The organism is Pseudomonas sp. MYb13 (assembly GCF_002980075.1).
Classification (GTDB): Bacteria; Pseudomonadota; Gammaproteobacteria; order Pseudomonadales; family Pseudomonadaceae; genus Aquipseudomonas; species Aquipseudomonas lurida.
In genome coordinates this window covers 1-24,429 of record NZ_PCQI01000030.1, presented here as the reverse complement: position 1 = coordinate 24,429, position 24,429 = coordinate 1, and the positions used below count along the sequence as shown (strand labels likewise).

The following is a 24,429-nucleotide window of genomic DNA, read 5'->3' as shown; positions in this document are numbered from 1 at the left end:
ACGCCCGCTGCTGCTGAGAATCGCCAGCAGGATCGCGCCCACCGGCAGCCCCATGCGATTGCACAGCCACAAGACGCCGATCAGCAAGATAAACAAGCCGATGGAAAACCCGGGATTATCCTTGGCAAAGTTGGCGTCCGCCACATGGGCCGGTACGGCCAGCGGTTCGCCGCCCACCACCTGCACCATCGCGGCCACACCGTCGCTGATGCCCTGGCTGAAATTGCCGGCCTTGAACTTGGGCGCAATCACCTGGTTGATGATCACCCACGACTGCGCATCAGTGAGCACACCTTCAAGGCCATAGCCGACTTCGATGCGCAATTTGCGCTCATCGCGCGCAACGATCAACAGTGCGCCGTTGTCCTTGCCCTTCTGGCCAATGCCCCACTGGCGGCCCAATTGATAACCGAAGTCCTCGATGGGCACGCCCTGCAGGTCGGGCACGGTGACCACCACGATCTGGTCACCGGAGGTCTGCTCCAGCGCCTGCAACTGCTGTGTCAGTTGGGCACGCGTGGCGGGGTCGATCATCTCGGCGCTGTCCACCACCCGCCCGGTCAGCGCCGGGAAGGTCAGCGCCGCCTGGGCCACGCCGACGCAGGCTAACAGCCACAGCGCCAGGCCTATCCGTAATAAACGCATCGACACCTCAGTGCGGCTTTACTTGAACTTCACTTGCGGCGCTTTATCGGCATCGGCACTGGTGGCTTCAAACGTAGCGCGGATCGGCAAGTCGCTGTACATCACGCTGTGCCACAGGCGGCCCGGGAAGGTACGGATCTCGGTGTTGTAAGCCTGCACCGCCTGGATAAAGTCGCGGCGGGCCACGGCGATACGGTTTTCGGTGCCTTCAAGCTGGGATTGCAGGGCCAGGAAGTTCTGGTTGGCCTTCAGGTCCGGGTAACGCTCGGACACCACCATCAAACGGCTGAGTGCGCCGCTCAAACCGTCCTGGGCTTGCTGGAACTGCTTGAGTTTTTCCGGGTTGTCGAGGGTGCTGGCGTCCACTTGGATCGAGGTGGCCTTGGCCCGCGCTTCAATCACGGCAGTGAGGGTGTCCTGTTCATGGGCGGCGTAGCCCTTCACCACTTCCACCAGGTTGGGGATCAGGTCGGCGCGACGCTGGTACTGGTTCTGCACCTGGCCCCAGGCCGCCTTGGCCTGTTCGTCCAGGGTCGGGATAGTGTTGATGCCACAACCGCTCAGCACCGTGCCGATCAGTAGCAAAACCGCGGCTTTCAAGCCCCAACGGTAACCTTGTGCTGCTTGCATGGTGTTTCTCCTGCCCAATCTTGATGGAATGTTACGACTCACCCTATACACCACGCGCTTGGGGCATAATCCGCCACCACTGGAATGCATTGAGCCAATCAGCTACAAAGATGCCCAGCGCGAAAAAGAGTTCAGAGTGTGCTGCATTTATCTGAACAACACCCGAACAACAATAGACGCTCCCCACATTTTGGCCGCCAGCGTTCCCTGGATGCTGTGCAGTGAGCCGAAAAAGGATATTCATGAAAAAGCTGTGTTTGCTCGGCCTTGTTGCCACTCTGGCCAGTCACCCCGTATGGGCAGAAACAAAGCCTGCTGCGCTTAAAGACAAGGACGCCTTCGTCAGCGACCTGCTCAAGCAGATGACCCTGGATGAAAAGATCGGCCAATTGCGCCTGATCAGCATCGGCCCCGAGATGCCCCGCGAGCTGATCCGCAAGGAAATCGCCGCCGGCCGCATCGGTGGCACGTTCAACTCCATCACCCGCCCCGAAAACCGTCCGATGCAGGATGCGGCCATGCGCAGCCGCTTGAAGATCCCGATGTTCTTCGCCTACGACGTGATCCACGGCCACCGCACGATTTTCCCGATCAGCCTGGCCCTGGCGTCCAGCTGGGACATGGAGGCCATTGGCCGCTCCGGGCGCATCGCCGCCCAGGAAGCTGCCGCCGACAGCCTCGACATCACCTTTGCACCGATGGTCGACATCTCCCGCGACCCGCGTTGGGGCCGTACGTCCGAAGGTTTCGGTGAAGACACCTACCTGGTGTCGCGCATCGCCGAAGTGATGGTCAAGGCCTTCCAGGGCGTGAGCCCCGCGAATGCCGACAGCATCATGGCCAGCGTCAAGCACTTCGCCCTGTATGGCGCGGTGGAGGGCGGTCGCGACTACAACGTGGTCGACATGAGCCCGGTCAAGATGTACCAGGACTACCTGCCGCCTTACCACGCGGCGATCAAGGCCGGCTCCGGCGGTGTGATGGTGGCGCTTAACTCGATCAACGGCGTACCCGCCACCGCCAATACCTGGCTGATGAACGACCTGCTGCGCAAGGACTGGGGCTTCAAGGGCCTGGCTGTGAGCGACCATGGCGCGATCTTCGAACTGATCAAGCATGGGGTGGCCAAGGACGGGCGTGAAGCCGCCAAGCTGGCGATCAAGGCCGGCATCGACATGAGCATGAACGACTCGCTGTACGGCAAGGAACTGCCGGGGCTGCTCAAGTCCGGTGAGATCGAGCAGAGCGACATCGACAACGCCGTGCGCGAAGTGCTCGGCGCCAAGTACGACATGGGCCTGTTCAAGGACCCGTACCTGCGTATCGGCAAGGCCGAGGATGACCCGGCGGACACCTACGCCGAAAGCCGCCTGCACCGTGCCGACGCACGCGACATCGCGCGCCGCAGCCTGGTATTGCTGAAAAACCAGAATGAAACGCTGCCGCTGAAAAAGTCCGCCACCATTGCCCTGGTCGGTCCGTTGGCCAAGGCCCCTATCGACATGATGGGCAGTTGGGCCGCCGCCGGTAAGCCGGAACAATCGGTCACCCTGCTCGACGGCTTGAACGCAGTGATCGGCGAGAAGGGCAAGATCATCTATGCCCGTGGCGCCAACATCACCAACGACAAGGCCGTGGTCGACTACCTGAACTTCCTCAACTTCGATGCACCGGAAGTGGTGGATGACACCCGCCCTGCCCAGGTGATGATCGATGAAGCGGTCAAAGCCGCGAAAGACGCTGATGTTGTGGTTGCCGCCGTGGGTGAATCCCGAGGCATGTCCCACGAATCATCGAGCCGCACCGACCTGAACATTCCGCAAAGCCAGCGCGACCTGATCAAGGCCCTGAAAGCCACCGGCAAGCCGCTGGTGCTGGTATTGATGAACGGTCGACCACTGTCGATCCTCGAAGAGACCCAGCAGGCCGACGCGATCCTGGAAACCTGGTTCGCCGGTACCGAAGGCGGCAACGCCATCGCCGACGTGCTGTTTGGTGACTACAACCCGTCGGGCAAGCTGCCGATCACTTTCCCACGCTCGGTGGGGCAGATTCCGACCTACTACAACCACCTGACCATCGGCCGGCCGTTCACGCCAGGCAAGCCGGGCAACTACACCTCGCAGTACTTCGATGACACCACTGGGCCGCTGTTCCCGTTCGGGTATGGCCTGAGCTACACCACGTTCGGCCTGTCGGACATGGCGCTGTCGTCTACCACCCTGAACAAGACCGGCAAGCTCGACGCCAGTGTCACCGTGACCAACACCGGCAAGGTGGACGGCGAAACCGTGGTGCAGATGTATATCCAGGACGTGGCCGGTTCGATGATCCGACCGATCAAAGAACTGAAGAACTTCCAGAAGATCATGCTCAAGGCTGGGGAGGAGCGCACCCTGCACTTCACCATCACCGAGGAAGACTTGAAGTTCTACAACACCCAGCTGAAGTTCGCCGCGGAACCGGGCGAGTTCAATGTGCAGATCGGCCTGGATTCCCAGGATGTGCAGCAACAAACCTTCGAATTGCTCTGATCTAAAGCTGTAAACACAGTCGATGTGGGAGCTGGCTTGCCTGCTCCCACATTTGATTAGCGGTGCTCTTACTAGCCGCGTCGGTCGAGCACGTTGACCACCAACCGATCAATCCACCCCCACACCCGCTGCTTCACCCGCCGCCACAATGGCCGCGACTTCCACGCCTCCAGGCTCACGGCCTGGCTCTGTGCAAAATCCCGCTCGAAACTGCCCTCCACCGCCCGCGTCAGTTCAGGGTCCAACGCCTCCAGATTGGCTTCGAGGTTGAAGCGTAAATTCCAGTGGTCGAAGTTGCACGAGCCGATGCTGACCCAATCGTCCACCAGCACCATCTTCAAGTGCAGGAAACACGGCTGGTATTCAAAGATCTGTACGCCCGAACGCAGCAAGCGCGGGTAATAACGGTGGCCGGCGTATCGCACCGACGGGTGATCGGTGCGCGGGCCGGTCAGCAGCAAACGCACATCGACGCCGCGCCCCGCGGCACGGCGCAAGGCTCGGCGCACGCTCCAGGTCGGCAGGAAATACGGAGTGGCCAGCCAGATACGCTGTTGGCTGCTGTTCAAGGCGCGGATCAGCGATTGCAGGATATCCCGGTGCTGACGGGCATCGGCATAGGCCACGCGCCCCAGGCCCGGGCCCGTCGCCGGCACCTTGGGCAAACGTGGCAACCCGAAATGGGTCGCGGGCTTCCACTCCCGTCGGGCGGCATTGGCATGCCATTGCCGGTCGAATAGCGCCTGCCAATCCAATACCAGCGGCCCGCTGATCTGCACCATCACCTCATGCCAGTCGGCGGTGTCTTGCCCTGGCGTCCAGAATTCATCCGTCACACCGGTGCCACCGACCACGGCAATGCACTGGTCGATCAGCAACAGCTTGCGATGGTCGCGGTAGAGGTTGCGCATCCAGCGACGCCAGCTCAGCGGGTTGTAGAACCGCAATTGCACCCCGGCGTTAGTCAGGCGTTTGCGCAGCCCGAGGGTAAACGCCAGGCTGCCGTAGTCATCAAACAGGCAACGCACCCGTACACCGCGCTCGGCGGCCTGCACCAAGGCTTTCACCATTTCTTCGGCGCAGACTCCGGCTTCGACCAGGTACAACTCCAGATCAACCTGGTGCTCCGCCCGCGCAATGCCCACCAGCATCTGGGGGAAAAAATTCGGCCCGTCGATCAACAGTTCGAAACGGTTGGCGCTGCGCCACGGGAACACCGCGCCGCTCACGTCAGCGCGCCGTAAAGATCAGCACCGCACCCACCGGCACCGACAGACTGATCGACTTGAGCCCCGCCGCCTTGCGCAACGCGGCCACACCCGGCGCGAGGTCGAAGTCTTCGGCATGCACGACCAGGGGCTCCAGGGTCACCACCTGAAAACGCCGGTCGTCCAAACGCGTAGCCAGCAGCTCGGCGCTGTAGGTCTGGGTCTTGCCGTGCAGTGTCACGGATAACGGCAGGCGCAACTCCAACTGCGCGCCAGGCGCCAGGTCGTTGATGGGTTGCAGGTTGATCTGCGCGTTGATCAGCGCATCGGGGAACGTCTTGATCTCGAACAGCTGATTACGCATGCGCTCATCACGCAACGGAATGCCACTGTTGACCGACTCCAACTCCACCTCCACTTGCGCCGCGCCCTTGCTGTCGACCTTGCCGTGCAGCACGAGGAAGCGATGGACCTCGGCGATTTCGGTGTTTTTGGTGGTAACGAAAGAAAGGCGCGAGGACTCGTTATCCAGGTACCAGTCGGCGTGGGCAGGCAGAGCGGCACAGGTCAGCAGCGTGAAGGCCAGTGATTTGACGTTGAACATAAAGACTCATGAGGCAAGAAACCTGGGCGAACCTTAAGCGCAATCTCACAAGAGGCGCAAATCCAATGTGGGAGCGGGCTTGCCTGCGAAGGCGGTGGGTCAAGTGACAGGATGCAGCAGCTGACACCCCGTATTCGCGGGCATGCCCGCTCCCACTGTTGTTTTGTGCTGTTTGCCAGGGCTCGGTATGTCAGGCCAACGCCCGCTGCACGTCGCGCACCGTCTCCTCCAAGCTGGCCATGTGCAAGTTCAGTACGCGCTCCACCGGCGCCTGATGCATCGGCCAGTGCAACGCCATGCTTCCCACCAAACGGCCATTGGCCTGTACCGGCAAGGCCACTGCGCGAATCAGGAACGGCAGGCGCACCGGATACTCCCAGTAACCCTCGGTTCGCTGGCCGAAGCCTTGATGCTGGGTTTGCTCGCAGACCTGGTATTGCTCATCCGCCGCCACCTGATCGCGGCCGGCCAGGCGCTGCACCTCTTCGGCCGATAACTGCGTGAGGCACGCCTTGCCCATCGCCGAATGAAACAGGCTGGCGTGCTGGCCGACGATCTGGCAATTGTTGGGATACAGCTTGCGCAACACACGCGGGATCGCGCTTTCCATGACCTCCAGGCGCTCGCCGTCAAAGCAGGACAAATCCACCACCAGCCCGGTGCGCTCGCTGAGCGCCAGCAACCACGGCGCCGCGCTTTCGACGACCTGGCGCTTGAAGCGTTGCTGCGTGTCGCCGAACAACCGTTGGGCACGCAGGCGGTAACGACGATCACTCAGGCCGCGATAGACCCAGCCCTGCTCCTGCAAGGTCAGCAACATACGCGACACGGTGGCCTTGGGCAGCCGTGTGAGATAGTGCAACTCCTCCAGCCCCAAGGCCTGGTGCTCGCCCAGCAACTCGACAATTGCCAGTGCGCGCTCAACCGAGCGTACGGTGCCTGTCTCCATGTTCGATCTCCCTGTTGCCGATGGATGATCATTTTTCACAGCAAGATACAGGCCTGGTCGCGCATCAACCCGTCGATTCAAGGCACGCCGGCGGCCGACGCTGAACCCATTGCGTCAGCTGTTCATGGGCGTAGGCCAATTGCAGCACCGCCCGGTCCGCCTGGGCCGGGCCGATGATTTGCATGCCCATGGGCAGGCCCTGGGGGTTGAAGCCCACGGGCACGCTCATGCTCGGCAGCCCCGCCAGGGTCGGGCCGATCACCACCTCCATCCAACGGTGATAGGTGTCCATTTCGCGCCCGCCAACGAGGCGCGGCCACGCATGTCGTGCATCGAAAGGGAACACTTGGGCGGTGGGCAACAACAGGAAATCGTAACGCTCGAACAGCTTGGCCAACGCGCGGTACCACTCGCTGCGATCCACTGACGCCTGGTACACCTGCTGGGCACTCAAGCCCAGGCCACCCTCCACTTCCCATTGTGCTTCGGGCTTGAGCAGCGCGCGTTTCTTCGGGTTGGCGTAGGCCGCGCCGAGATTGCCGTGCACCAGCCAGTGACGATGCACCAACCAACTGCGCCACAGCCGCGCCATGGAGAAGTCTGGCTGGCAGCTTTCCACGGCGCAGCCCAGCGCAGCGAAATCGCCGAGGGACGATTCGCACAGGCTCAGCACACCGTCGTCCATCGGCAGGTAGCCGTTGTAATCCCCCAGCCAGCCCACGCGCACGCCCTTGAAATCGCGCTGCAACGGCTGGCCGAAAATCGCGGGATCGTCCCTGGACGATAATGGCGCCCGCGGGTCGTAACCCGCCTGGATGCTCAGCAACCGCGCCACGTCAGTCACGCTGCGGCCCATCGGCCCTTCGGTGCCCAGTTGCTGCACGAACAGCTCGGGCATGGGCCCGTGAGGCACGCGGCCTTGGGAGGGGCGCAAGCCGAACACGTTGTTGAACGCCGCCGGGTTGCGCAACGACCCCATCATGTCGCTGCCATCGGCCACCGGCAGCATACGCAGGGCCAAGGCCACCGCCGCCCCGCCGCTGCTGCCGCCGGCCACCAGGCTTGCGTCGTAGGCGTTGCCGGTGGTACCGAACAGGGTGTTGTAGGTCTGCGAGCCCAGGCCGAATTCGGGCACGTTGCTCTTACCGATAATGATCGCACCGCTGGCCCGCACCCGCGCCACGCTGATGGCGTCTTCACTCGGCACATGCTCGGCGAACAGCGGCGAACCCAAGGTGGTGCGCAAACCTTGGGTGGCCGCCAGGTCTTTGATCGCCTGGGGCATGCCATGCATCCAACCACGTGAGCGGCCCTGGTCCAACTCATGGTCACGCGCACGAGCCTCAGCCATGACGTCGTCGGCATCACGCAGCGACACCAGCGCATTCACGCCCGGGTTCAAGCGCTGGATCTGCGCCAGGTACGCCTGCATCACTTCTTCGCACGACACCTGCCGTGCATGGATCGCACGCGACAGCTCGGTGGCATCCCAATCGACAATACTCAAGGCTTCACCTCTTTGGAAAACGGCAGCGGTTTCTTGGCCCGCGGTGCCTCCTGCATGCAGTAAGTGCCCATCAGCGTCAGCACGCAAGCGAACAACACATAGAACGATGGCGCTACCGGCGTGCCCAGCACCTTGCTCAGCCAGGTGACGATCAAGGGGGCAAAACCGCCGAATACCATGACGGCCACGTTATAGGCCACGGACACGCCGGTCGAGCGCACCTCGATGGGAAACTGTTCGGCCAGCGCCGTCGGCGCCGGGCCGAAGAAGCCGCCGATGGCCGTACACAACATCACCTGCATCACCAGCAGTCGCTCGATGGACGGCGCGGCCGCGACCCACACATACAGCGGGTAGACCATCACGAAGAACGCCAGGGTGAACGCCATCAACACGGGCCGCCGTCCCAGGCGATCCGACAACAACCCGGACAGCGGGATCACCACGGTCATCAGCGCCACGGCGAACATCTGCACCATCAGCACCTGGTCGAGCGGCAGGCCCAGATTCTTGTGGGCGAAGGTCGGCATGTTCACCAGCACCACGTAGAACGACACGGTCGCGCCGCAGGCCAACCCCATGGAGACCAGGATGCTGCGCCGATGCTCCCGGACCACCTGCATCAGGCTCGGCGCCGGCCCGGTCGCCTGTTTGCGTGCCTCGACGAACTCTTCAGGGTCCTCCATGTGCCGGCGAATCCACAGCCCCACCGGACCGATCAGCAAGCCAAACACAAACGGCAGGCGCCAGCCCCAGAGGTCGAGGGTTTGTGCGGAAAAGAAGTGGGTAACCGTCGCCACCATCGCCGCCCCGCCAAACACTGCCAGGCACTGCCCCACTAACTGCCAGGAGCCATACAAGCCTTTGCGATGGGCCGGTGCGCTTTCTACCAGGAACGCCGTGGCACTCGCGTACTCACCGCCCGTGGCGAACCCCTGAAGCATGCGCGCCACCACGATCAACAACGGTGCGCCCATACCGATGGCGGCATAGTTGGGAGCAAAGGCGATCAACGCGATGGACACGGTCATCAGCCGGATAATCAGCTGCATCGCCGCCTTGCGGCCTTTGCGGTCGGAATACATCCCCAACAGGATGCCGCCCACCGGCCGCATGAAAAAGCCGACACCGAAGGTCGCCAAGGCCATCAACAGCGAGGCGTACTCATCCTCCGACGGGAAAAACTGCCGGGCGATGATGCTGGCCAGAAAGCCATAAACGATGAAGTCATACCATTCCAGCGCATTGCCGATCACGGCCGCCACGACTTGGCGGGTGCGGGATACGCCCTGTTGTACAGTCTGCATGAGGAACACTCCATTCAACCGATAAGGGAAAGGGTCCAGCGGCAGAAAAAAAGAGGTCGTCAGGCAGGCTTGAGCCAGCTCTCGGCCAGTGCCCCCCAATAGGCGGCGCCGGTCAGCAGGATGTCGTCGTTGAAGTCATAGGCGGGGTTGTGCACCATCGGCCGCGACACGCCGTTGCCGATAAACAGGTAACTGCCCGGACAGCGCTGCAGCATCCAGGCAAAGTCTTCGCTGCCCATCAGCGTGCGGGTGTTGGCGTCCACCGCATCGGCACCGAGCAAGGCCACGCCGACCTGGCGGGCGAACTCGGTTTCTTCGGGGTGGTTGACCAGCACCGGGTAGGCCGGGCGGTGTTCGATGTGCACCGTGCAACCGAAGCTGTCGGCCTGGGTCTTGATGATTGCCATGACCCTTTCCAGCATCTGCTCGCGCACCTGGGGGTTGAGCGCGCGCAGGCTCAGGCGCAATAACGCCTCCTGGGGAATCACATTGGCGGCCTGGCCGGCCTGCAGGGCGCCGACCGTGACCACGGCGGCTTCCTGGGTGTCGATATTGCGTGCCACCACCGTCTGCAAGGCCATGACCATACTGGCTGCGGCCACCAGCGGATCGACGGTCAGGTGCGGCATGGAACCATGACCGCCGACGCCTTCCAAGGTCACCGTGAGCAAGTCCTGGGACGCCATCATCGGCCCCACCCGCAGGCCCAGATGCCCCGCCGGCAAGCCCGGCATATTGTGCATGCCGAACAGACCGTCACAGGGGAAACGCTCCAGCAAACCGTCGGCGAGCATCGCTTCGGCGCCACCCTGGCCTTCTTCGGCGGGTTGGAAAATCAGGTTCAAGGTGCCGTCGAATTGCCGGGTCGCTGCCAGGTAGCGCGCGGCGCCGAGCAACATGGTGGTATGGCCGTCATGTCCGCAGGCGTGCATGCAACCGGCGTGCTGGCTGGTATAGGCCGCGCCGGTGTTTTCGATGATGGGCAAGGCGTCCATGTCGGCGCGGATGCCGAGAGTGCGCGAGCTGCTGCCATTGCGCAGCACACCCACGACACCGGTTTTGCCAATACCGGTATGCACTTCGTAACCCCAACCCGCCAGGGATTGGGCGACCAGCGCTGACGTGCGGTTTTCTTCGAAGCCCAGTTCAGGGTGGGCATGGATGTCCTGCCGCACGGCGTGCAAATCGCCGGCAACGTCGCTGAGCCAATCCAGGATGTGCTGGTGTGGGCGCATGGTGATTCTCCTCACAGGCGGGTGTTCCCGTTCTTGTTTGCAACACACCGCCAGCTAACCGCGATGTGCGCGCGAGGACAATCAAAGGTGGTTCCACCCTGTGGAACCTCAGGGCAACAGGCGACAGCCTTGGCGATCCCCCAACCACCGTGCACTGTGCGTACGCCCCAACCCACTCGCCGTCACTTCACTGCGCTCCGGGTTGTCGCTGAAGGCATGGGTGGGCACGTACTGCTTCACATAGCCCCGGCAATACTCGGCCGGGTTGTTCGCCACGTACCGGCACGAGCAATACTCCTTGGCGGTGTAGGCCGAGATGATGTCGGGGAAGGCTTGCAGGTTGACGCGCTCGTGCCAGACCCAGCCCAGCAACGCGAGTAACAGCAGCACAAACAGGCTGGCAAACGGACGACGCCGGATCATGGTTGCACCGCCGCAAGCACGCGTTTAAGCAGTTCGTTATGGCGATAGCTGCCGTCGCGGTCATCGCCGTAGCGCACGATCACCAGGTGTTCGTCGGGCATCACGTACAGCGCCTGGCCCCAATGGCCAAGGGCGGCGAAGGTGCCGGCGGGCGCATCGGGCCAGGGCCGAGGCGTGCCCTGGTTGAGCCACCAGTGACCGCCGGGGACGGCTTCGTCCTGCCCGGCCTTGTATTTATCGAACGGCTGGCGGTTGAAGGCGACCCAGTCGCTGGGCAGCAATTGCTGATCACCCCAGCGACCATTGCGTGCCATCAGCAGGCCAACACGCGCCAGATCGCGAGCGGTGAGGTAGGCGTAGGACGAGGCGACGAAGGTTTCGTCGGCGTCGGTTTCCCAGGTGGCGCTGCGAATGCCCAGGGGCTTGAACAGCGCATCCCACGGGTAGCTCATATAGGCCTTGTGGCCAAGCATGCCCTTGAGCGCGGCGGACAACAAATTGGTGTCGCCGCTGGAATAACGAAAGGCTTGGCCCGGGGCAATGGCCGCTGCGGTGTCTGCGGCAAAGTCGGCCATGTCGGCGCGACCACGGGTGTAGAGCATCGCCACGACCGAGGATTTCAACGGCGCGTATTCGTAGTCTTCCTGCCAGTCCAGGCCCGAGGCCCAGTGCAGCAGGTCGGCCATGGTCACGTTCGGGTGCTGTTTCATCGGCGGGTAGAAACGCGCCACCGGGTCGGTCAGTTTGAAACGGTTATCGCCGTAGGCCACGCCCAGGACCGTGGCCATCAGGCTTTTACTGACCGACCACGTGAGGTGCGGCGTGCTGGCCGTGGTGGGCGCCGCGTAACGTTCATAGATGACCTCGCCGTCACGGACCACCAGCAATGCATCGGTGCGAATGCCTTGGCGGGTGGCGTCGTCGCGCGGCGGAAAAGCGTAGGCCTCCAGGGCATCGACAGCAGGACCACTGAGCGGTGTGCCCTTGGCCCAGTCTTTATCCGGCCAGGTTTGCGCGTGGGCGGCAACGGTGATGAACAACAGGGCAACACACAACAGGCCTCTGACCATGGACGCAAACTCGAGGGGGCATTCAAGCCCGCGAGCCTAGCCGAGGGTGATGACAGATTTGCGACACAGGGGGCTGTCATCCAAGCGTCACCATAACTTCATGGAGATGACACCGAGCCTACATAGCCTGACTTTGGACAACAAAGTCGACCGGCCGAAATCGTGGCCGGCACTCGGAGACTCGCCATGACTCAGATCGCCCGCATCAGCGACACCGGCAATGAACGCCGTCTGCAAGCCGAACGCCTGGTTGGCGCGCAGGCGTTGCAGGAAGCCCAGGCCCTGCGGTTCAACGTGTTCAGCGGCGAGTTCAACGCCAAGCTGAAAGGCGCTGAGCTGGGCCTGGACATGGATGACTATGATGTTCACTGCAGCCACATCGGCGTGCGGGACTTGAACAGCGGTCGACTCGTCGCCACCACCCGCCTGCTCGACCACCAGGCTGCCAGCACCCTGGGCCGGTTCTACAGCGAAGAAGAATTCAGCCTGCATGGCTTGCTGCATTTGCAGGGCCCGATCCTGGAGATCGGCCGTACGTGCGTCGACCCGGCCTATCGCAACGGCGGCACCATCGCCGTGTTGTGGGGCGAGTTGGCTGAAGTGCTCAACCAGGGCGGCTACAGCTACCTGATGGGCTGCGCGAGCATTCCGATGCACGACGGCGGCATCCAGGCTCACGCGATCATGCAGCGCCTGCGCGAACGCTACCTGTGCAACGAACACCTGCGTGCCGAACCGAAAAAACCACTGCCGGCGCTGGACCTGCCGTCCAACGTGATTGCCGAAATGCCGCCGCTGCTCAAGGCCTACATGCGCCTGGGTGCGAAGATCTGCGGCGAGCCGTGCTGGGATGAAGATTTCCAGGTGGCCGACGTATTCATCCTGCTCAAGCGCGATGAGCTGTGCCCGCGTTACGCCCGCCACTTCAAGGCGGCCATGTGATGAGCCGCCTGCGCGTGTACGGGCGCATTGCCCGGGTACTGCTGGTGGTGGCGCTGGGCTTGAGCATGGCCAGTGTGTTTGGTGTGTTCGAACGCTTGGGCATCGCCAACTCGATGGTGCGGCGCCAGCGTTGGTCGCGGTTCTTTATGGCGCGGCTGACCAACGCCTTGCCCTTTCGCGTGACCGTGCACGGTGAGTTGCCGCAAACCCCGATGCTGTGGGTGAGCAACCACGTGTCGTGGACCGACATCCCCTTGTTGGGCATGGTCACGCCGCTGTCGTTCCTGTCCAAGGCCGAGGTGCGCACCTGGCCGGTGGCGGGCTGGTTGGCGGCCAAGGCAGGCAGCTTGTTTATTCGCCGGGGATCGGGCGACAGCCAATTGATCCGCAAGCAAATGACTCGCCACTTGGAACAGCAACACCCGCTGCTGATGTTCCCCGAAGGCACCACCACCGACGGGCGCAGCCTGCGCACGTTCCACGGGCGCTTGCTGGCCAGTGCGATCGATGCGGATGTGTCGCTGCAACCGGTGGCGATCCGTTACCTGCGCGATGGGCAGGTGGACCCGCTGGCGCCGTTCATTGGCGATGATGATTTGCTCTCGCACCTGATGCGTTTGTTCGCCCATGATCAGGGCGACGTGGAAATCCATGTGCTCAAGCCGATCGCCTGCGCCGGGCAGGAACGCGCGGCGCTGGCGTTCCAGGCGCAGCAGGCGGTGCAAAAGGCGTTGTTTGGACCGTTGCCGGAGACTGAGCAAGTGGATGCTCGGCCGGCATTTGCCGCCTGAAACGGGCACGGTTAAACAGGTGGGGGCGGGCTTGGTCGCGAATGCGGTGGATCAGTCAGCACATTGGTCAGAGACAGACCGCTTTCGCGAGCAAACCCGCGCCCCCATTCAGACCTCAGCGGTCAGGTGTTTTAGGGCGAAGGCTTGCAGTTCCGGGTAGAACACACGGAAGTCGTCACTCAACGGCTCATAAAGCGCGTGCAACTCCTGCATCGCAAACCCCAACTCCTCAGGCCGTGTCAGCCGCCGCGAAATCCCCCGCAACACCTGCTCCATCACCGCAAACTCGCGGTACGACCCCAGCCAGTCATCCGCCGCCATATACGGCGCAATCTGCGCCAGTCGCCCTGGCAATTGCGGCTCGGCCGCCAGCACCTGGTACACCTGCGAGGTAAAGCGCTCCAACGGCTGATCGGCATAAAGCTGCCAGTCCCGTGCCAGGCAGTGGTCGAAAAATACGTCGAGGACGATACCGGCATACCGCCTGCGGGTCAGGCTGAAGCGCGACAACGCCGCCCCCACCAACGGGTGACTGTCGGTGTAGCGGTCTATGGCGCGGTGCAGTTGGATCGCCGCTTCGATTTGTGGATTGAACTGGCCCTGCAGGCGGCCTTTGACAAAGTCGCCATACAGGCTGCCCAGCAGTTGCGCAGGAAGTTGGCCGCCCAGGTGCAGATGTGCGAGATAATTCATGACGCGCAGTCTATCACTGCGCTCAACGTATCGTTATAACCCGATATACCGATTGAGCCTAGATTCAGATCAAAATCATATTGGTATATCGGGATAGACCGATTTAAAGTTCGCCTCATCGCGATATAACGCTGTACGCAACCGAGCACCTGCCATGTCCATCGACCTCGACGAAATAATAAAAGCCCTGGCGCACCCAGTACGACGAGACATCCTCACTTGGCTGAAAGACCCGAAAGTGCAGTTCCCCGAGCAACTGCACAACCACGAATACGGCATCTGTGCCGGGCAGATCGACCAGCGCTGCGGCTTGTCCCAGTCGACGGTGTCGGCTCACCTGGCAACGTTGCAACGGGCGGGGTTGATCAGCAGCCAGAAGGCCGGCCAGTGGCACTTTTTCAAGCGCAACGAGGAGACCATCCAGGCCTTCCTCGCGGCACTCATCACCGAACTCAGCGCTGACGACAACGCAGCGCGGTAACAAGGAAACGATAATGCCCCTCTCGCTACTCATACTGGCTCTTAGCGCCTTCGCCATCGGCACCACCGAGTTCGTCATCATGGGCTTGCTGCCCGATGTGGCGGCGGACCTGGGCGTGTCGATTCCCGGCGCCGGCTGGCTGGTCACCGGCTACGCCCTGGGCGTGGCCATCGGTGCTCCCTTCATGGCACTGGCCACCGCCAAGCTGCCACGCAAGGCGGCCCTGGTAGCGCTGATGGGCATCTTCATTATCGGCAACCTGCTCTGTGCCCTGGCCAGTGACTACAACGTGCTGATGTTTGCCCGTGTCGTCACCGCGCTGTGCCACGGTGCGTTCTTTGGGATTGGTTCGGTGGTAGCCGCCAACCTGGTGCCGGCCAACAAGCGGGCTTCGGCCGTGGCCCTGATGTTTACCGGACTGACCCTGGCCAACGTGCTCGGCGTACCGCTGGGTACCGCACTGGGCCAGGAAGCCGGCTGGCGCTCGACGTTCTGGGCGGTGACGGTGATTGGCGTGGTGGCGTTGATCGGCCTGATCCGTTTCCTACCCGCCAAGCGTGATGAAGAGAAACTCGACATGCGTGCCGAACTGGCGGCCCTCAAGGGCGCCGGCATCTGGTTGTCGCTGACCATGACCGCGCTGTTTGCCGCGTCCATGTTCACCCTCTTCACCTACGTCGCGCCGCTGCTCGGCGATGTCACCGGCGTGTCGCCCAAGGGCGTGACCTGGACCCTGCTGTTGATCGGCCTGGGCCTCACCGTTGGCAACATCATCGGCGGCAAGCTGGCGGACAAGCGTCTGGCAGCCACGCTGATCGGCGTGTTCATCAGCATGGCCGTGGTCTCCACGGCACTGACCTGGACCAGCATTGCCGTGATCCCGACCGAGATCACCCTGTTCCTGTGGGCCACCGCCTCGTTTGCCGCGGTCCCGGCGTTGCAGATCAACGTGGTGACCTTCGGCAAGGCCGCACCCAACCTGGTCTCCACCCTGAACATCGGTGCCTTCAACATCGGCAACGCCCTCGGCGCCTGGGTCGGCGGCAGCGTGATCGCCCACGGTTTCGGCCTGACCAGCGTGCCATTGGCCGCCGCGGCCCTGGCGATCCTCGCGCTGGTGGTGACCTTGATTACTTTCCGTCAGAGCGGCGATGCCGACCTGGCCCCCGCGACCAACTGATCCACTTCAAAGACAAAGGTGCTTTCCCCATGACGACTATTTTCGATCCAATCAAACTGGGCGACCTGGAACTGTCGAACCGCATCATCATGGCGCCGCTGACCCGCTGCCGTGCCGACGCCGGTCGCGTGCCCAACGCGCTGATGGCCGAATATTATGTGCAACGCGCTTCCGCCGGGCTGATCCTCAGCGAAGCCACCTCCGTGACGCCGCTGGGCGTGGGTTACCCGGACACGCCGGGCATCTGGTCCAACGACCAGGTACGCGGCTGGGCCAACGTCACCAAGGCGGTGCATGGCGCGGGCGGCAAGATCTTCCTGCAACTGTGGCACGTTGGGCGTATCTCCCACGAGTCGTACCTGAACGGCGAAACCCCGGTGGCACCGAGTGCGATCCAGCCTAAAGGCCACGTCAGCCTGGTCCGCCCGCTGGCCGACTACCCAACCCCACGCGCCCTGGAAACCGCTGAAATCGCCGACATCGTCGACGCCTACCGCACCGGTGCCGAGAACGCCAAGGCCGCCGGTTTCGACGGCGTGGAAATCCACGGTGCCAACGGTTACCTGCTCGACCAGTTCCTGCAGAGCAGCACCAACCAGCGCACTGACCACTACGGCGGCTCCCTGGAAAACCGTGCGCGCCTGCTGCTGGAAGTGACCGACGCGGCCATCGAAGTCTGGGGCGCCGGCCGTGTGGGCGTGCACCTGGCGCCACGCGCCGACTCCCATGACATGGGCGACGACAACCTTGCGCAAACCTTCACCTACGTCGCCAGCGAACTGGGCAAACGTGGTATCGCCTTCATTTGCTCCCGTGAAAAAGAAGGCGCCGACAGCCTCGGCCCACAACTGAAAAAGGCATTCGGCGGCGCGTACATCGCCAACGAACGCTTCACCAAGGACAGCGCCAACGCCTGGCTGGCCGAAGGCAAAGCCGACGCCGTGGCCTGGGGTGTGCCGTTCATTGCAAACCCGGATTTGCCGGCTCGCTTGAAGGCCGATGCGCCGCTGAACGAACCGCGCCCGGACACCTTCTACAGCAAAGGCCCGGTCGGCTACATCGACTACCCGACGCTGGCGCTGTAATGTAACGTGCTGAAACGAAAAAGCCCCGGTTGTCAAAAACCGGGGCTTTTTGCTGCGCGCTGGAATACACCAGGGATCCAACGGGGGAGCGGGCTTGCTGGGTCCCCCAGCTGAATGTGCGTGGCTGTCGGAAACATTCCTTCACTGCCTTGCAACAAATTCAGTACAAAATACTTAGGCGGCTACCTATCAACCGCCCGCCAGCCCGTATATAAAGTCACCCCACCAATCAGGCGAAAGGACGATTGACGGTCCTTGGGCTTTACTGTTGACACAACCTGATGCAATTACGCATTTTGTCTTAATTGCGCAGGCTCGGGCTCCAGCGCAGCAAGTCCAGGCCGGCATCCACCCAACGCTCAGCCTCCTGATGCAGCTGGAAGCTGTCGGGCACCAGCAGCCACTGGCCGATCAGACCGTTGATATAGGCGTGGATGCACACCGCGCCACGGGTAGTATCGAGATTTTCCGGAAGTTGCCCGCGATGGACCGCATTACGCAATGTCAGGCTGATGCGAAGGTTGCATTCCAGGCTGTGGGTCTGCCGCTGGCGGCGCATGTCGCACATTTCATCGGTGAATTCGCACTTATGGAACAAGATCTCGTTGATGCGTCGGGTTTTCGGGTCCAGGGCCACTTGATGGAACAAATGAATCAACAGCTTGCGCATGCAGCCCAGCGGGTCGAGTTCATCCTCGCTTTCACTGGCCCTGGCCAATTCGTCCAGCGGCTCGTGCAGGGTGTCGAGCAGCGCCTGCAGCAGATCGGACTTATTGCTGAAATGCCAGTAGATAGCACCCCGCGTCACACCGGCCAGCGCGGCGATATCCGCCAGCGTGGTCCGCGCAACGCCGCGCTCATAAAAGGCCTGCTCGGCGGCTTCGAGAATCTGGCTGCGCGTTTCCTGAGCTTCCTCTTTGGTGCGACGAACCATGGCAGTAAAACCTCAATCAGGATACTGGGGACTTTCGTTAACGCAGAATTAATAGCTGCTGACGATCATCTGAATAATTGTGGGACGACACCGTCATGGGGGCCGAACGTACTAAAATCGAGGCTTTGGGCGTTGCTTTGTCAACATTGCGCGAAGCCTGTCAAGAGTTTACAAACAACCATGAACGTAAGTATATTGCGTAGCAAGCTACTTATCCACTCACAGCTTGTTTTTTACCCTTCCACACTTCTTGTGCGCACCCTGCGCGCCTGACCCGAGGATCTTCATGCAACTTAAGCCAGCTGTTACCGCTCTGGTCACTGCCGTCGCCCTGGCATCGCTGCTCAGCGGATGTAAAAAGGAAGAAGCGGCTCCGCCCGCTCAAACCCCTCAGGTCGGCGTGGTCACCCTTCAACCGCAAGCCTATACCCTGACGTCCGAGCTGCCAGGCCGCACCACCGCCTACCGCATCGCGGAAGTTCGCCCACAGGTCAACGGCATCATCCTCAAGCGCCTGTTCAAGGAAGGCGCGGACGTGAAGGAAGGGCAACAGCTCTACCAGATCGACCCGTCGGTGTATGAAGCCACCCTGAAAAGCGCACAGGCCAGCCTGACCCAGACCAAGTCCATCTCTGACCGCTACAAGCAGTTGGTCGATGAGCAGGCCGTCAGCCGCCAGGAATACGACACCGCGGTCGCCAACCGCATGACCGCCGAAGCAAACGTTCAAACCGCCCAGATCAACGTGCGCTACACCAAGGTGTACGCGCCGATCTCCGGACGTATCGGCCGTTCTTCAGTGACCGAAGGCGCGCTGGTCAGCAACGGCCAGGCCGATTCCATGGCCGTGATCCAGCAACTGGACCCGATCTACGTCGACGTCACGCAGTCCTCGGCTGAAATGCTGAAACTGCGCCGCGACCTGGAAAGCGGCCAGTTGCAAAAAGCCGGCGCCAATGCCGCCAAGGTCAAGCTGACCCTGGAAGATGGCAGCGACTACGGCCAGGAAGGCACGCTGGAGTTCTCCGAAGTGTCGGTTGACCAGACCACCGGTTCCGTGACCCTGCGCGCCGTGTTCCCCAACCCTGACCACACCCTGCTGCCGGGCATGTTCGTGCACGCCCAGCTACAGGCTGGCGTGAACAGCAAGGCCATCCTGGCACCACAACAAGGCGTGACCCGCGACCTCAAGGGCATCCCGACTGCGTTGGTGGTGAATAAGGACAACAAGGTCGAGCAACGCGTACTGGTTGCCAACCGCACCGCCGGCGCCTATTGGCTGGTGGAAAAAGGCCTGGACGCTGGCGATCGTGTGATCACAGAAGGCTTGCAGTACGTCAAGCCGGGCATCGAAGTCAAGGTCAAGGACGCCGACAACGCCAAGCCTGCCGGTTCTGCTCCAGCTCCTGCTGCCGCTGCTGGCCAGGGGGAGTAACCCATGTCGAAATTTTTTATCGACCGTCCCATTTTTGCCTGGGTAATTGCCCTGGTGATCATGCTGGTCGGGGCACTGTCGATCCTGAAGTTGCCCATCAACCAATACCCGGCCATCGCGCCGACCGCCATCGACATCCAGGTGACCTACCCAGGCGCGTCCGCACAAACCGTGCAGGACACCGTGGTGCAGGTCATCGAGCAACAGCTCAACGGTATCGACAACCTGCGTTATGTCGCCTCGGACAGTAACTCCGACGGCAGCATGACCATCACCGCGACGTTCAACCAGGGTACCAACCCGGACATCGCCCAGGTTCAAGTGCAGAACAAGCTGAACCTGGCGACGCCACTGCTGCCGCAAGAAGTGCAGCAGCAGGGTATCCGCGTGACCAAGTCGGTGAAGAACTTCCTGATGGTGATCGGTCTGGTGTCGGAAGACGGCAGCATGACCAAGGACGACCTGTCCAACTACATCGTGTCCAACATCCAGGACCCGATCTCGCGTACTGCGGGTGTCGGTGACTTCCAGGTGTTCGGTTCGCAGTACGCCATGCGTATCTGGCTCGACCCGGCCAAGCTGAATAACTACCAGTTGACCCCGGTCGACGTCAGCACCGCCATCTCGGCCCAGAACGTACAGGTGGCCACTGGTCAGTTGGGCGGCCTGCCCGCCTTGCCCGGCAACCAGTTGAACGCAACTATCATCGGCAAGACGCGCCTGCAGACGGCTGAGCAATTCGGCAACATCCTGATGAAGGTCAACGCCGACGGCTCCCAGGTTCGCCTGCGTGACGTCGCTCGCATCGAACTGGGTGGCCAGAACTACAGCATCAGTGCGCAGTTCAACGGCAAGCCTGCTTCCGGCATGGCGATCAAGCTGGCCTCGGGCGCGAACGCCCTGGACACCGGCAAGGCCATCCGTGCCACCGTCGCCTCGCTCGAACCGTTCTTCCCGCCAGGCATGAAGGCGGTGGTGCCGTATGACACTACCCCGGTCGTGACTGAATCGATCTCCGGTGTAGTCGACACGCTGGTCGAAGCGATCGTGCTGGTGTTCCTGGTGATGTTCCTGTTCCTGCAGAACTTCCGCGCCACCATCATCACCACCATGACCGTACCGGTGGTACTGCTGGGGACCTTCGGGATCCTGGCCGCGTTCGGTTTCACCATCAACACCCTGACCATGTTCGGCATGATCCTGGCCATCGGCTTGCTGGTGGATGACGCCATCGTCGTGGTGGAAAACGTCGAGCGGGTAATGGCCGAGGAGCACCTGTCGCCGAAAGAGGCGACGGTCAAATCCATGGGCCAGATCCAGGGCGCCCTGGTAGGTATCGCCCTGGTTCTGTCGGCCGTACTGTTGCCGATGGCCTTCTTCGGCGGCTCCACCGGCGTGATCTACAAGCAGTTCTCCATCACCATCGTTTCGGCCATGGCGCTGTCGGTACTGGTTGCCCTGATCTTCACCCCGGCCTTGTGCGCCACCATGCTCAAGCCGATCGATCCGGAAAAACACGGCCAACCCAAGCGCGGTTTCTTCGGCTGGTTCAACCGCACCTTCGACCGTGGCGTACTGAGCTACGAGCGTGGCGTGGGCAACATGATCAAGCACAAGATCCCGGCGTTCCTGGTGTACGTCCTGATCTTCGCCGGCATGATCTGGCTGTTCATGCGCATCCCTGCTGCGTTCCTGCCCGACGAAGACCAAGGTGTGATTTTTGCCCAGGTGCAGACACCGGTCGGTTCTTCGGCTGAACGCACCCAGAAAGTCATCGACGATATGCGCGCCTTCCTGCTCAACGACAAGGAAGGCGAGCCTGGCGAAGGCAAAGGCGTGAAATCGGTGTTTACCGTAAACGGCTTCAACTTCGCCGGTCGTGGCCAGAGCTCGGGCCTGGCATTTGTGATGCTCAAGCCGTGGGACGAGCGTGACGCCTCCAACTCGGTGTTCGAGATCGCCAAGCGCGCCCAGGGCTACTTCATGCAGACATTCAAGGACGCCATGGTATTTGCCATCGTGCCGCCGTCTGTACTGGAACTGGGTAACGCCACCGGCTTCGACGTGTTCCTGCAAGACCAGGGCGGTGTAGGCCATGAAAAATTGATGGCTGCACGAAACCAGTTCCTCGGCATGGCAGCACAAAGCAAGATCCTGGCAGGTGTGCGCCCCAACGGCGTGAACGATGAGCCGCAGTACGAGCTCACCGTCGACGACGAGAAGGCCAGCGCCCAGGGCATCACCCTGTCGAACATCAACCAGACCCTGGCGATTGCCCTGGGTGGCAGCTACGTCAACGACTTCATCGACCGCGGTCGGGTGAAGAAGGTGTACGTGCAAGGTGACGCCGCGAGCCGCATGTCCCCTGAAGACCTGAACAAATGGTTCGTGCGCAGCGACTCCGGGAAAATGGTGCCGTTGTCTGCCATCGCTTCGGGCAAGTGGATCTTCGGTTCGCCGAAACTCTCGCGCTACAACGGTGTAGCGGCGATGGAAATCCTCGGCACCCCGGCGCCGGGCTACAGTACCGGTGACGCCATGGCCGAAGTCGAGCGTATCGCCAAGCAACTGCCCGCGGGTATTGGCTATGCGTGGACCGGCCTGTCGTATGAAGAACGCCTGTCCGGCTCCCAGGCGCCTGCGCTGTACGCTCTGTCGCTGCTGGTCGTGTTCCTGTGCCTCGCGGCACTGTACGAAAGCTGGTCGATCCCGATCGCAGTCATCCTGGTAGTCCCTCTCGGGGTCGTGGGTGCGTTGATGGCGACCAGCATGCGCGGGTTGTCCAACGACGTGTTCTTCCAGGTGGGCTTGCTGGTGACGGTGGGCCTGGCAGCGAAGAACGCCATCTTGATCGTAGAGTTTGCCAAAGAGCTCCACGAACAAGGCAAAGGCATCGTCGAGGCAGCCATCGAGGCCTCGCGGATGCGTCTGCGGCCGATCATCATGACCTCCATGGCGTTCGTCCTTGGCGTATTGCCGCTGGCCATCTCCTCGGGCGCTGGCTCGGGCAGCCAGCACGCGATCGGTACCGGCGTAATTGGCGGTATGATCACGGCCACTGTGTTGGCGATCTTCTGGGTACCGTTGTTCTTCGCAACCGTGTCCGCCATCGGCGACCGTAAACCGAAAGAAACCAAGCAAACTCCTAAAGAGGCTGGCCAATGAGCAAGTCGCTACTTTCCCTAGCCGTCACGGCCTTCGTGCTCAGTGGCTGCTCGCTGATACCTGACTATCAGCGCCCCGAAGCGCCGGTGGCCGCACAGTTCCCGCAGGGGCCGGCGTATTCGTCGGCCCAGGCGCCGAACCAGGCAGCTGCCGAGCAGGGCTGGAAGCAGTTTTTCCATGACCCTGCCCTGCAACAGCTGATCCAGACCGCGCTGGTGAACAACCGTGACCTGCGCGTCGCGGCCCTGAACATCGACGCGTATGCCGCGCAGTACCGTATCCAGCGTGCCGACCTGTTCCCGGCCGTATCGGCCAATGGCAGCGGTAGCCGCCAGCGTGTGCCGGCCCGTGCGTCGCAGACCGGCGAAGCGAACATCACCAGCCAGTACTCGGCCACCCTCGGGATCAGTTCCTATGAGCTGGACCTGTTCGGCCGCGTGCGCAGCCTGAGCGAAGAAGCGTTGCAGCAGTACTTCGCCACTGAAGAAGCACGCCGCAGCACCCAGATCAGCCTGGTGGCCAGCGTGGCCAATGCCTACCTGACCTGGCAAGCCGACAAGGAACTGCTCAAGCTGACCCAGGACACCCTGGGCGCGTTCGAGCAGAGCTTCAAGCTCACCTCGCGCAGCAACGAAGTCGGCGTGGCCTCGGCCCTCGACCTGAGCCAGGCACGTACTTCGGTGGAAAACGCCCGTGTGCAACTTGCCCGGTATACACGCCAGGTCGCCCAGGACGAAAACAGCCTGACCCTGCTGCTGGGCACCGGCCTGCCGGCAAATATCGCCAGCAAGCCGCTGTCGGATGACCTGCTCAGCGAAGTGCCAGCCGGGTTGCCGTCGGACCTGCTGCAACGTCGCCCCGACATCTTGCAGGCCGAGTACAACCTCAAGGCGGCTAACGCCAATATCGGCGCAGCCCGTGCAGCGTTCTTCCCGAGCATCAGCTTGACCGCCAACGCCGGCACCCTCAGCCCGGACCTCGGCGGCCTGTTCAAAGGCGGCTCGGGCACCTGGTCGTTCGCCCCGCAGATCAACATCCCGATCTTCAACGCCGGCAGCCTGCGCGCCAGCCTGGACTACTCGAAGATCCAGAAAGAGATCAACGTGGCGAACTACGAGAAGGCGATCCAGACCGGCTTCCAGGAAGTCTCCGACGGCCTCGCCGCGCGTGAAACCTATAAGCAGCAACTGGAGGCCCAGCGTGGCTTCGTCGCGGCCAACCAGGATTACTACCGCCTGGCCGAGCGTCGCTACCGCATCGGCGTCGATAGCAACCTGACGTTCCTCGATGCCCAGCGCCAGCTGTTCAGTGCCCAGCAATCGCTGATCACCGACCGCCTGGCGCAGCTGACCAGCGAGGTCAACCTGTACAAGGCCCTCGGCGGTGGCTGGAACGAGCAGACCGCGAAGAACGAGCCGGTGAAAGAAGAAGCGCCGGCCCTGAAGTTGTTCTGATAGTGGAACAGTAAACAAAAACCGCCCCCTGACAGGGGGCGGTTTTTTTATGCGCAGCCCAAAAAATGCCGGAAGGTATCTGCATCATCATCCAGGCCAAGTGGTGCATGAAACGCAGAATCTGAGCGCTCCAAGATTACGTTCGATCATCGCCCAC

21 protein-coding genes are annotated in these 24,429 nt (G+C 62.1%); 9 read left to right on the top strand and 12 right to left on the bottom strand.

What is annotated here, in order from left to right; genetic code table 11:
• Together CQ002_RS27690 and CQ002_RS27685 are read right to left on the bottom strand one after the other, a co-directional pair.
• Nucleotides 1-645, bottom strand: a 645-nt coding sequence (locus tag CQ002_RS27690) for a YgcG family protein (RefSeq protein ID WP_105712394.1), incomplete at its 3' end; no start/stop codon positions are given.
• Between the two features lie 18 nt (nucleotides 646-663).
• Nucleotides 664-1,275, bottom strand: coding sequence for a LemA family protein (locus CQ002_RS27685; RefSeq protein ID WP_034104029.1), 612 nt, complete (start codon nucleotides 1,273-1,275; stop codon nucleotides 664-666).
• Between the two features lie 242 nt (nucleotides 1,276-1,517).
• On the opposite strand from CQ002_RS27685, the gene bglX reads away from it, so the two are divergent.
• Nucleotides 1,518-3,809 (top strand): beta-glucosidase BglX, encoded by a 2,292-nt coding sequence (gene bglX / locus CQ002_RS27680; protein WP_034104027.1) that lies wholly within the window; start codon nucleotides 1,518-1,520, stop codon nucleotides 3,807-3,809.
• A gap of 71 nt (nucleotides 3,810-3,880) precedes the next feature.
• Here bglX and CQ002_RS27675 read toward each other — a convergent pair whose 3' ends face one another.
• From CQ002_RS27675 to CQ002_RS27640, 8 genes are all read right to left on the bottom strand, one after another.
• Entirely contained in the window at nucleotides 3,881-5,038 is a 1,158-nt protein-coding gene (locus CQ002_RS27675) for a phosphatidylserine/phosphatidylglycerophosphate/cardiolipin synthase family protein (RefSeq protein ID WP_105161776.1), read from the bottom strand.
• A 1-nt stretch (nucleotide 5,039) separates the two neighbouring features.
• A complete protein-coding gene (locus tag CQ002_RS27670) occupies nucleotides 5,040-5,621 on the bottom strand; it encodes a YceI family protein (RefSeq protein ID WP_034104023.1) in 582 nt (193 codons plus the stop codon).
• Between the two features lie 190 nt (nucleotides 5,622-5,811).
• On the bottom strand, nucleotides 5,812-6,570 hold the full coding sequence (locus CQ002_RS27665; protein WP_034104021.1) for an IclR family transcriptional regulator: 759 nt from the start codon (nucleotides 6,568-6,570) through the stop codon (nucleotides 5,812-5,814).
• Between the two features lie 64 nt (nucleotides 6,571-6,634).
• Complete coding sequence (locus CQ002_RS27660; RefSeq protein WP_105161775.1) at nucleotides 6,635-8,077, bottom strand: amidase; 1,443 nt, start codon at nucleotides 8,075-8,077, stop codon at nucleotides 6,635-6,637.
• On the bottom strand, nucleotides 8,074-9,384 hold the full coding sequence (locus CQ002_RS27655; RefSeq protein ID WP_034104017.1) for a citrate-proton symporter: 1,311 nt from the start codon (nucleotides 9,382-9,384) through the stop codon (nucleotides 8,074-8,076). Before CQ002_RS27655 ends, CQ002_RS27660 begins: the two co-directional genes overlap by 4 nt.
• A gap of 59 nt (nucleotides 9,385-9,443) precedes the next feature.
• Nucleotides 9,444-10,619, bottom strand: coding sequence for a M20 aminoacylase family protein (locus CQ002_RS27650; protein WP_069022222.1), 1,176 nt, complete (start codon nucleotides 10,617-10,619; stop codon nucleotides 9,444-9,446).
• Nucleotides 10,620-10,727: 108 nt separating this feature from the next.
• Nucleotides 10,728-11,042 carry a hypothetical protein gene (locus CQ002_RS27645; RefSeq protein ID WP_034104014.1) on the bottom strand — a complete coding sequence of 105 codons (315 nt, stop codon included), beginning with the start codon at nucleotides 11,040-11,042 and terminating at the stop codon, nucleotides 10,728-10,730.
• Nucleotides 11,039-12,112 (bottom strand): serine hydrolase, encoded by a 1,074-nt coding sequence (locus tag CQ002_RS27640; protein WP_034104013.1) that lies wholly within the window; start codon nucleotides 12,110-12,112, stop codon nucleotides 11,039-11,041. The genes CQ002_RS27645 and CQ002_RS27640 overlap by 4 nt, the downstream gene beginning before the upstream one ends.
• 186 nt (nucleotides 12,113-12,298) lie before the next feature.
• On the opposite strand from CQ002_RS27640, the gene olsB reads away from it, so the two are divergent.
• Together olsB and CQ002_RS27630 are read left to right on the top strand one after the other, a co-directional pair.
• A complete protein-coding gene (gene olsB / locus CQ002_RS27635) occupies nucleotides 12,299-13,054 on the top strand; it encodes an L-ornithine N(alpha)-acyltransferase (RefSeq protein ID WP_003172415.1) in 756 nt (251 codons plus the stop codon).
• Nucleotides 13,054-13,845: a 1-acyl-sn-glycerol-3-phosphate acyltransferase gene (locus tag CQ002_RS27630; protein WP_069022220.1), complete on the top strand. Its 792-nt coding sequence runs from the start codon at nucleotides 13,054-13,056 to the stop codon at nucleotides 13,843-13,845. Before olsB ends, CQ002_RS27630 begins: the two co-directional genes overlap by 1 nt.
• A gap of 108 nt (nucleotides 13,846-13,953) precedes the next feature.
• On the opposite strand, the gene CQ002_RS27625 is transcribed toward CQ002_RS27630, so the two are convergent.
• The gene (locus CQ002_RS27625; RefSeq protein WP_034104009.1) at nucleotides 13,954-14,538 is read right to left on the bottom strand and encodes an ACP phosphodiesterase; all 585 of its coding nucleotides are present in this window, start codon (nucleotides 14,536-14,538) and stop codon (nucleotides 13,954-13,956) included.
• A gap of 154 nt (nucleotides 14,539-14,692) precedes the next feature.
• On the opposite strand from CQ002_RS27625, the gene CQ002_RS27620 reads away from it, so the two are divergent.
• The 3 genes from CQ002_RS27620 to CQ002_RS27610 are packed head-to-tail and all read left to right on the top strand — an operon-like array spanning nucleotide 14,693 to nucleotide 17,284.
• Nucleotides 14,693-15,019, top strand: a complete 327-nt coding sequence (locus CQ002_RS27620; protein WP_034104007.1) for a helix-turn-helix transcriptional regulator — start codon at nucleotides 14,693-14,695, stop codon at nucleotides 15,017-15,019.
• A 13-nt stretch (nucleotides 15,020-15,032) separates the two neighbouring features.
• Nucleotides 15,033-16,199 (top strand): MFS transporter, encoded by a 1,167-nt coding sequence (locus CQ002_RS27615; RefSeq protein ID WP_034104005.1) that lies wholly within the window; start codon nucleotides 15,033-15,035, stop codon nucleotides 16,197-16,199.
• 29 nt (nucleotides 16,200-16,228) lie between these two features.
• Entirely contained in the window at nucleotides 16,229-17,284 is a 1,056-nt protein-coding gene (locus tag CQ002_RS27610; protein ID WP_034104003.1) for an alkene reductase, read from the top strand.
• 301 nt (nucleotides 17,285-17,585) lie between these two features.
• Here CQ002_RS27610 and CQ002_RS27605 read toward each other — a convergent pair whose 3' ends face one another.
• Nucleotides 17,586-18,218, bottom strand: a complete 633-nt coding sequence (locus tag CQ002_RS27605; protein ID WP_034104001.1) for a TetR family transcriptional regulator — start codon at nucleotides 18,216-18,218, stop codon at nucleotides 17,586-17,588.
• Nucleotides 18,219-18,504: 286 nt separating this feature from the next.
• Between CQ002_RS27605 and CQ002_RS27600 the strand changes: the two genes are divergently transcribed.
• The 3 genes from CQ002_RS27600 to adeC are packed head-to-tail and all read left to right on the top strand — an operon-like array spanning nucleotide 18,505 to nucleotide 24,272.
• Nucleotides 18,505-19,653, top strand: coding sequence for an efflux RND transporter periplasmic adaptor subunit (locus CQ002_RS27600; RefSeq protein WP_105161774.1), 1,149 nt, complete (start codon nucleotides 18,505-18,507; stop codon nucleotides 19,651-19,653).
• Nucleotides 19,654-19,656: 3 nt separating this feature from the next.
• Complete coding sequence (locus CQ002_RS27595; protein ID WP_034103998.1) at nucleotides 19,657-22,818, top strand: efflux RND transporter permease subunit; 3,162 nt, start codon at nucleotides 19,657-19,659, stop codon at nucleotides 22,816-22,818.
• On the top strand, nucleotides 22,815-24,272 hold the full coding sequence (gene adeC / locus CQ002_RS27590) for an AdeC/AdeK/OprM family multidrug efflux complex outer membrane factor (RefSeq protein WP_034103996.1): 1,458 nt from the start codon (nucleotides 22,815-22,817) through the stop codon (nucleotides 24,270-24,272). Before CQ002_RS27595 ends, adeC begins: the two co-directional genes overlap by 4 nt.
• The last annotated feature ends 157 nt before the right edge of the window (nucleotides 24,273-24,429 follow it).

Bases quoted from the DNA above. Each gene is read 5' to 3' on its own strand.
- CQ002_RS27625 (WP_034104009.1), bottom strand. From the start codon at position 14,538: ATGAATTATCTCGCACATCTGCACCTGGGCGGCCAACTTCCTGCGCAA.
- CQ002_RS27685 (WP_034104029.1), bottom strand. From the start codon at position 1,275: ATGCAAGCAGCACAAGGTTACCGTTGGGGCTTGAAAGCCGCGGTTTTG.
- CQ002_RS27610 (WP_034104003.1), top strand. From the start codon at position 16,229: ATGACGACTATTTTCGATCCAATCAAACTGGGCGACCTGGAACTGTCG.
- CQ002_RS27665 (WP_034104021.1), bottom strand. From the start codon at position 6,570: ATGGAGACAGGCACCGTACGCTCGGTTGAGCGCGCACTGGCAATTGTC.
- adeC (WP_034103996.1), top strand. From the start codon at position 22,815: ATGAGCAAGTCGCTACTTTCCCTAGCCGTCACGGCCTTCGTGCTCAGT.
- CQ002_RS27650 (WP_069022222.1), bottom strand. From the start codon at position 10,619: ATGCGCCCACACCAGCACATCCTGGATTGGCTCAGCGACGTTGCCGGC.
- CQ002_RS27595 (WP_034103998.1), top strand. From the start codon at position 19,657: ATGTCGAAATTTTTTATCGACCGTCCCATTTTTGCCTGGGTAATTGCC.
- CQ002_RS27655 (WP_034104017.1), bottom strand. From the start codon at position 9,384: ATGCAGACTGTACAACAGGGCGTATCCCGCACCCGCCAAGTCGTGGCG.
- CQ002_RS27600 (WP_105161774.1), top strand. From the start codon at position 18,505: ATGCAACTTAAGCCAGCTGTTACCGCTCTGGTCACTGCCGTCGCCCTG.
- CQ002_RS27620 (WP_034104007.1), top strand. From the start codon at position 14,693: ATGTCCATCGACCTCGACGAAATAATAAAAGCCCTGGCGCACCCAGTA.
- CQ002_RS27640 (WP_034104013.1), bottom strand. From the start codon at position 12,112: ATGGTCAGAGGCCTGTTGTGTGTTGCCCTGTTGTTCATCACCGTTGCC.
- CQ002_RS27630 (WP_069022220.1), top strand. From the start codon at position 13,054: ATGAGCCGCCTGCGCGTGTACGGGCGCATTGCCCGGGTACTGCTGGTG.
- CQ002_RS27670 (WP_034104023.1), bottom strand. From the start codon at position 5,621: ATGTTCAACGTCAAATCACTGGCCTTCACGCTGCTGACCTGTGCCGCT.
- CQ002_RS27645 (WP_034104014.1), bottom strand. From the start codon at position 11,042: ATGATCCGGCGTCGTCCGTTTGCCAGCCTGTTTGTGCTGCTGTTACTC.
- olsB (WP_003172415.1), top strand. From the start codon at position 12,299: ATGACTCAGATCGCCCGCATCAGCGACACCGGCAATGAACGCCGTCTG.
- CQ002_RS27605 (WP_034104001.1), bottom strand. From the start codon at position 18,218: ATGGTTCGTCGCACCAAAGAGGAAGCTCAGGAAACGCGCAGCCAGATT.
- bglX (WP_034104027.1), top strand. From the start codon at position 1,518: ATGAAAAAGCTGTGTTTGCTCGGCCTTGTTGCCACTCTGGCCAGTCAC.
- CQ002_RS27615 (WP_034104005.1), top strand. From the start codon at position 15,033: ATGCCCCTCTCGCTACTCATACTGGCTCTTAGCGCCTTCGCCATCGGC.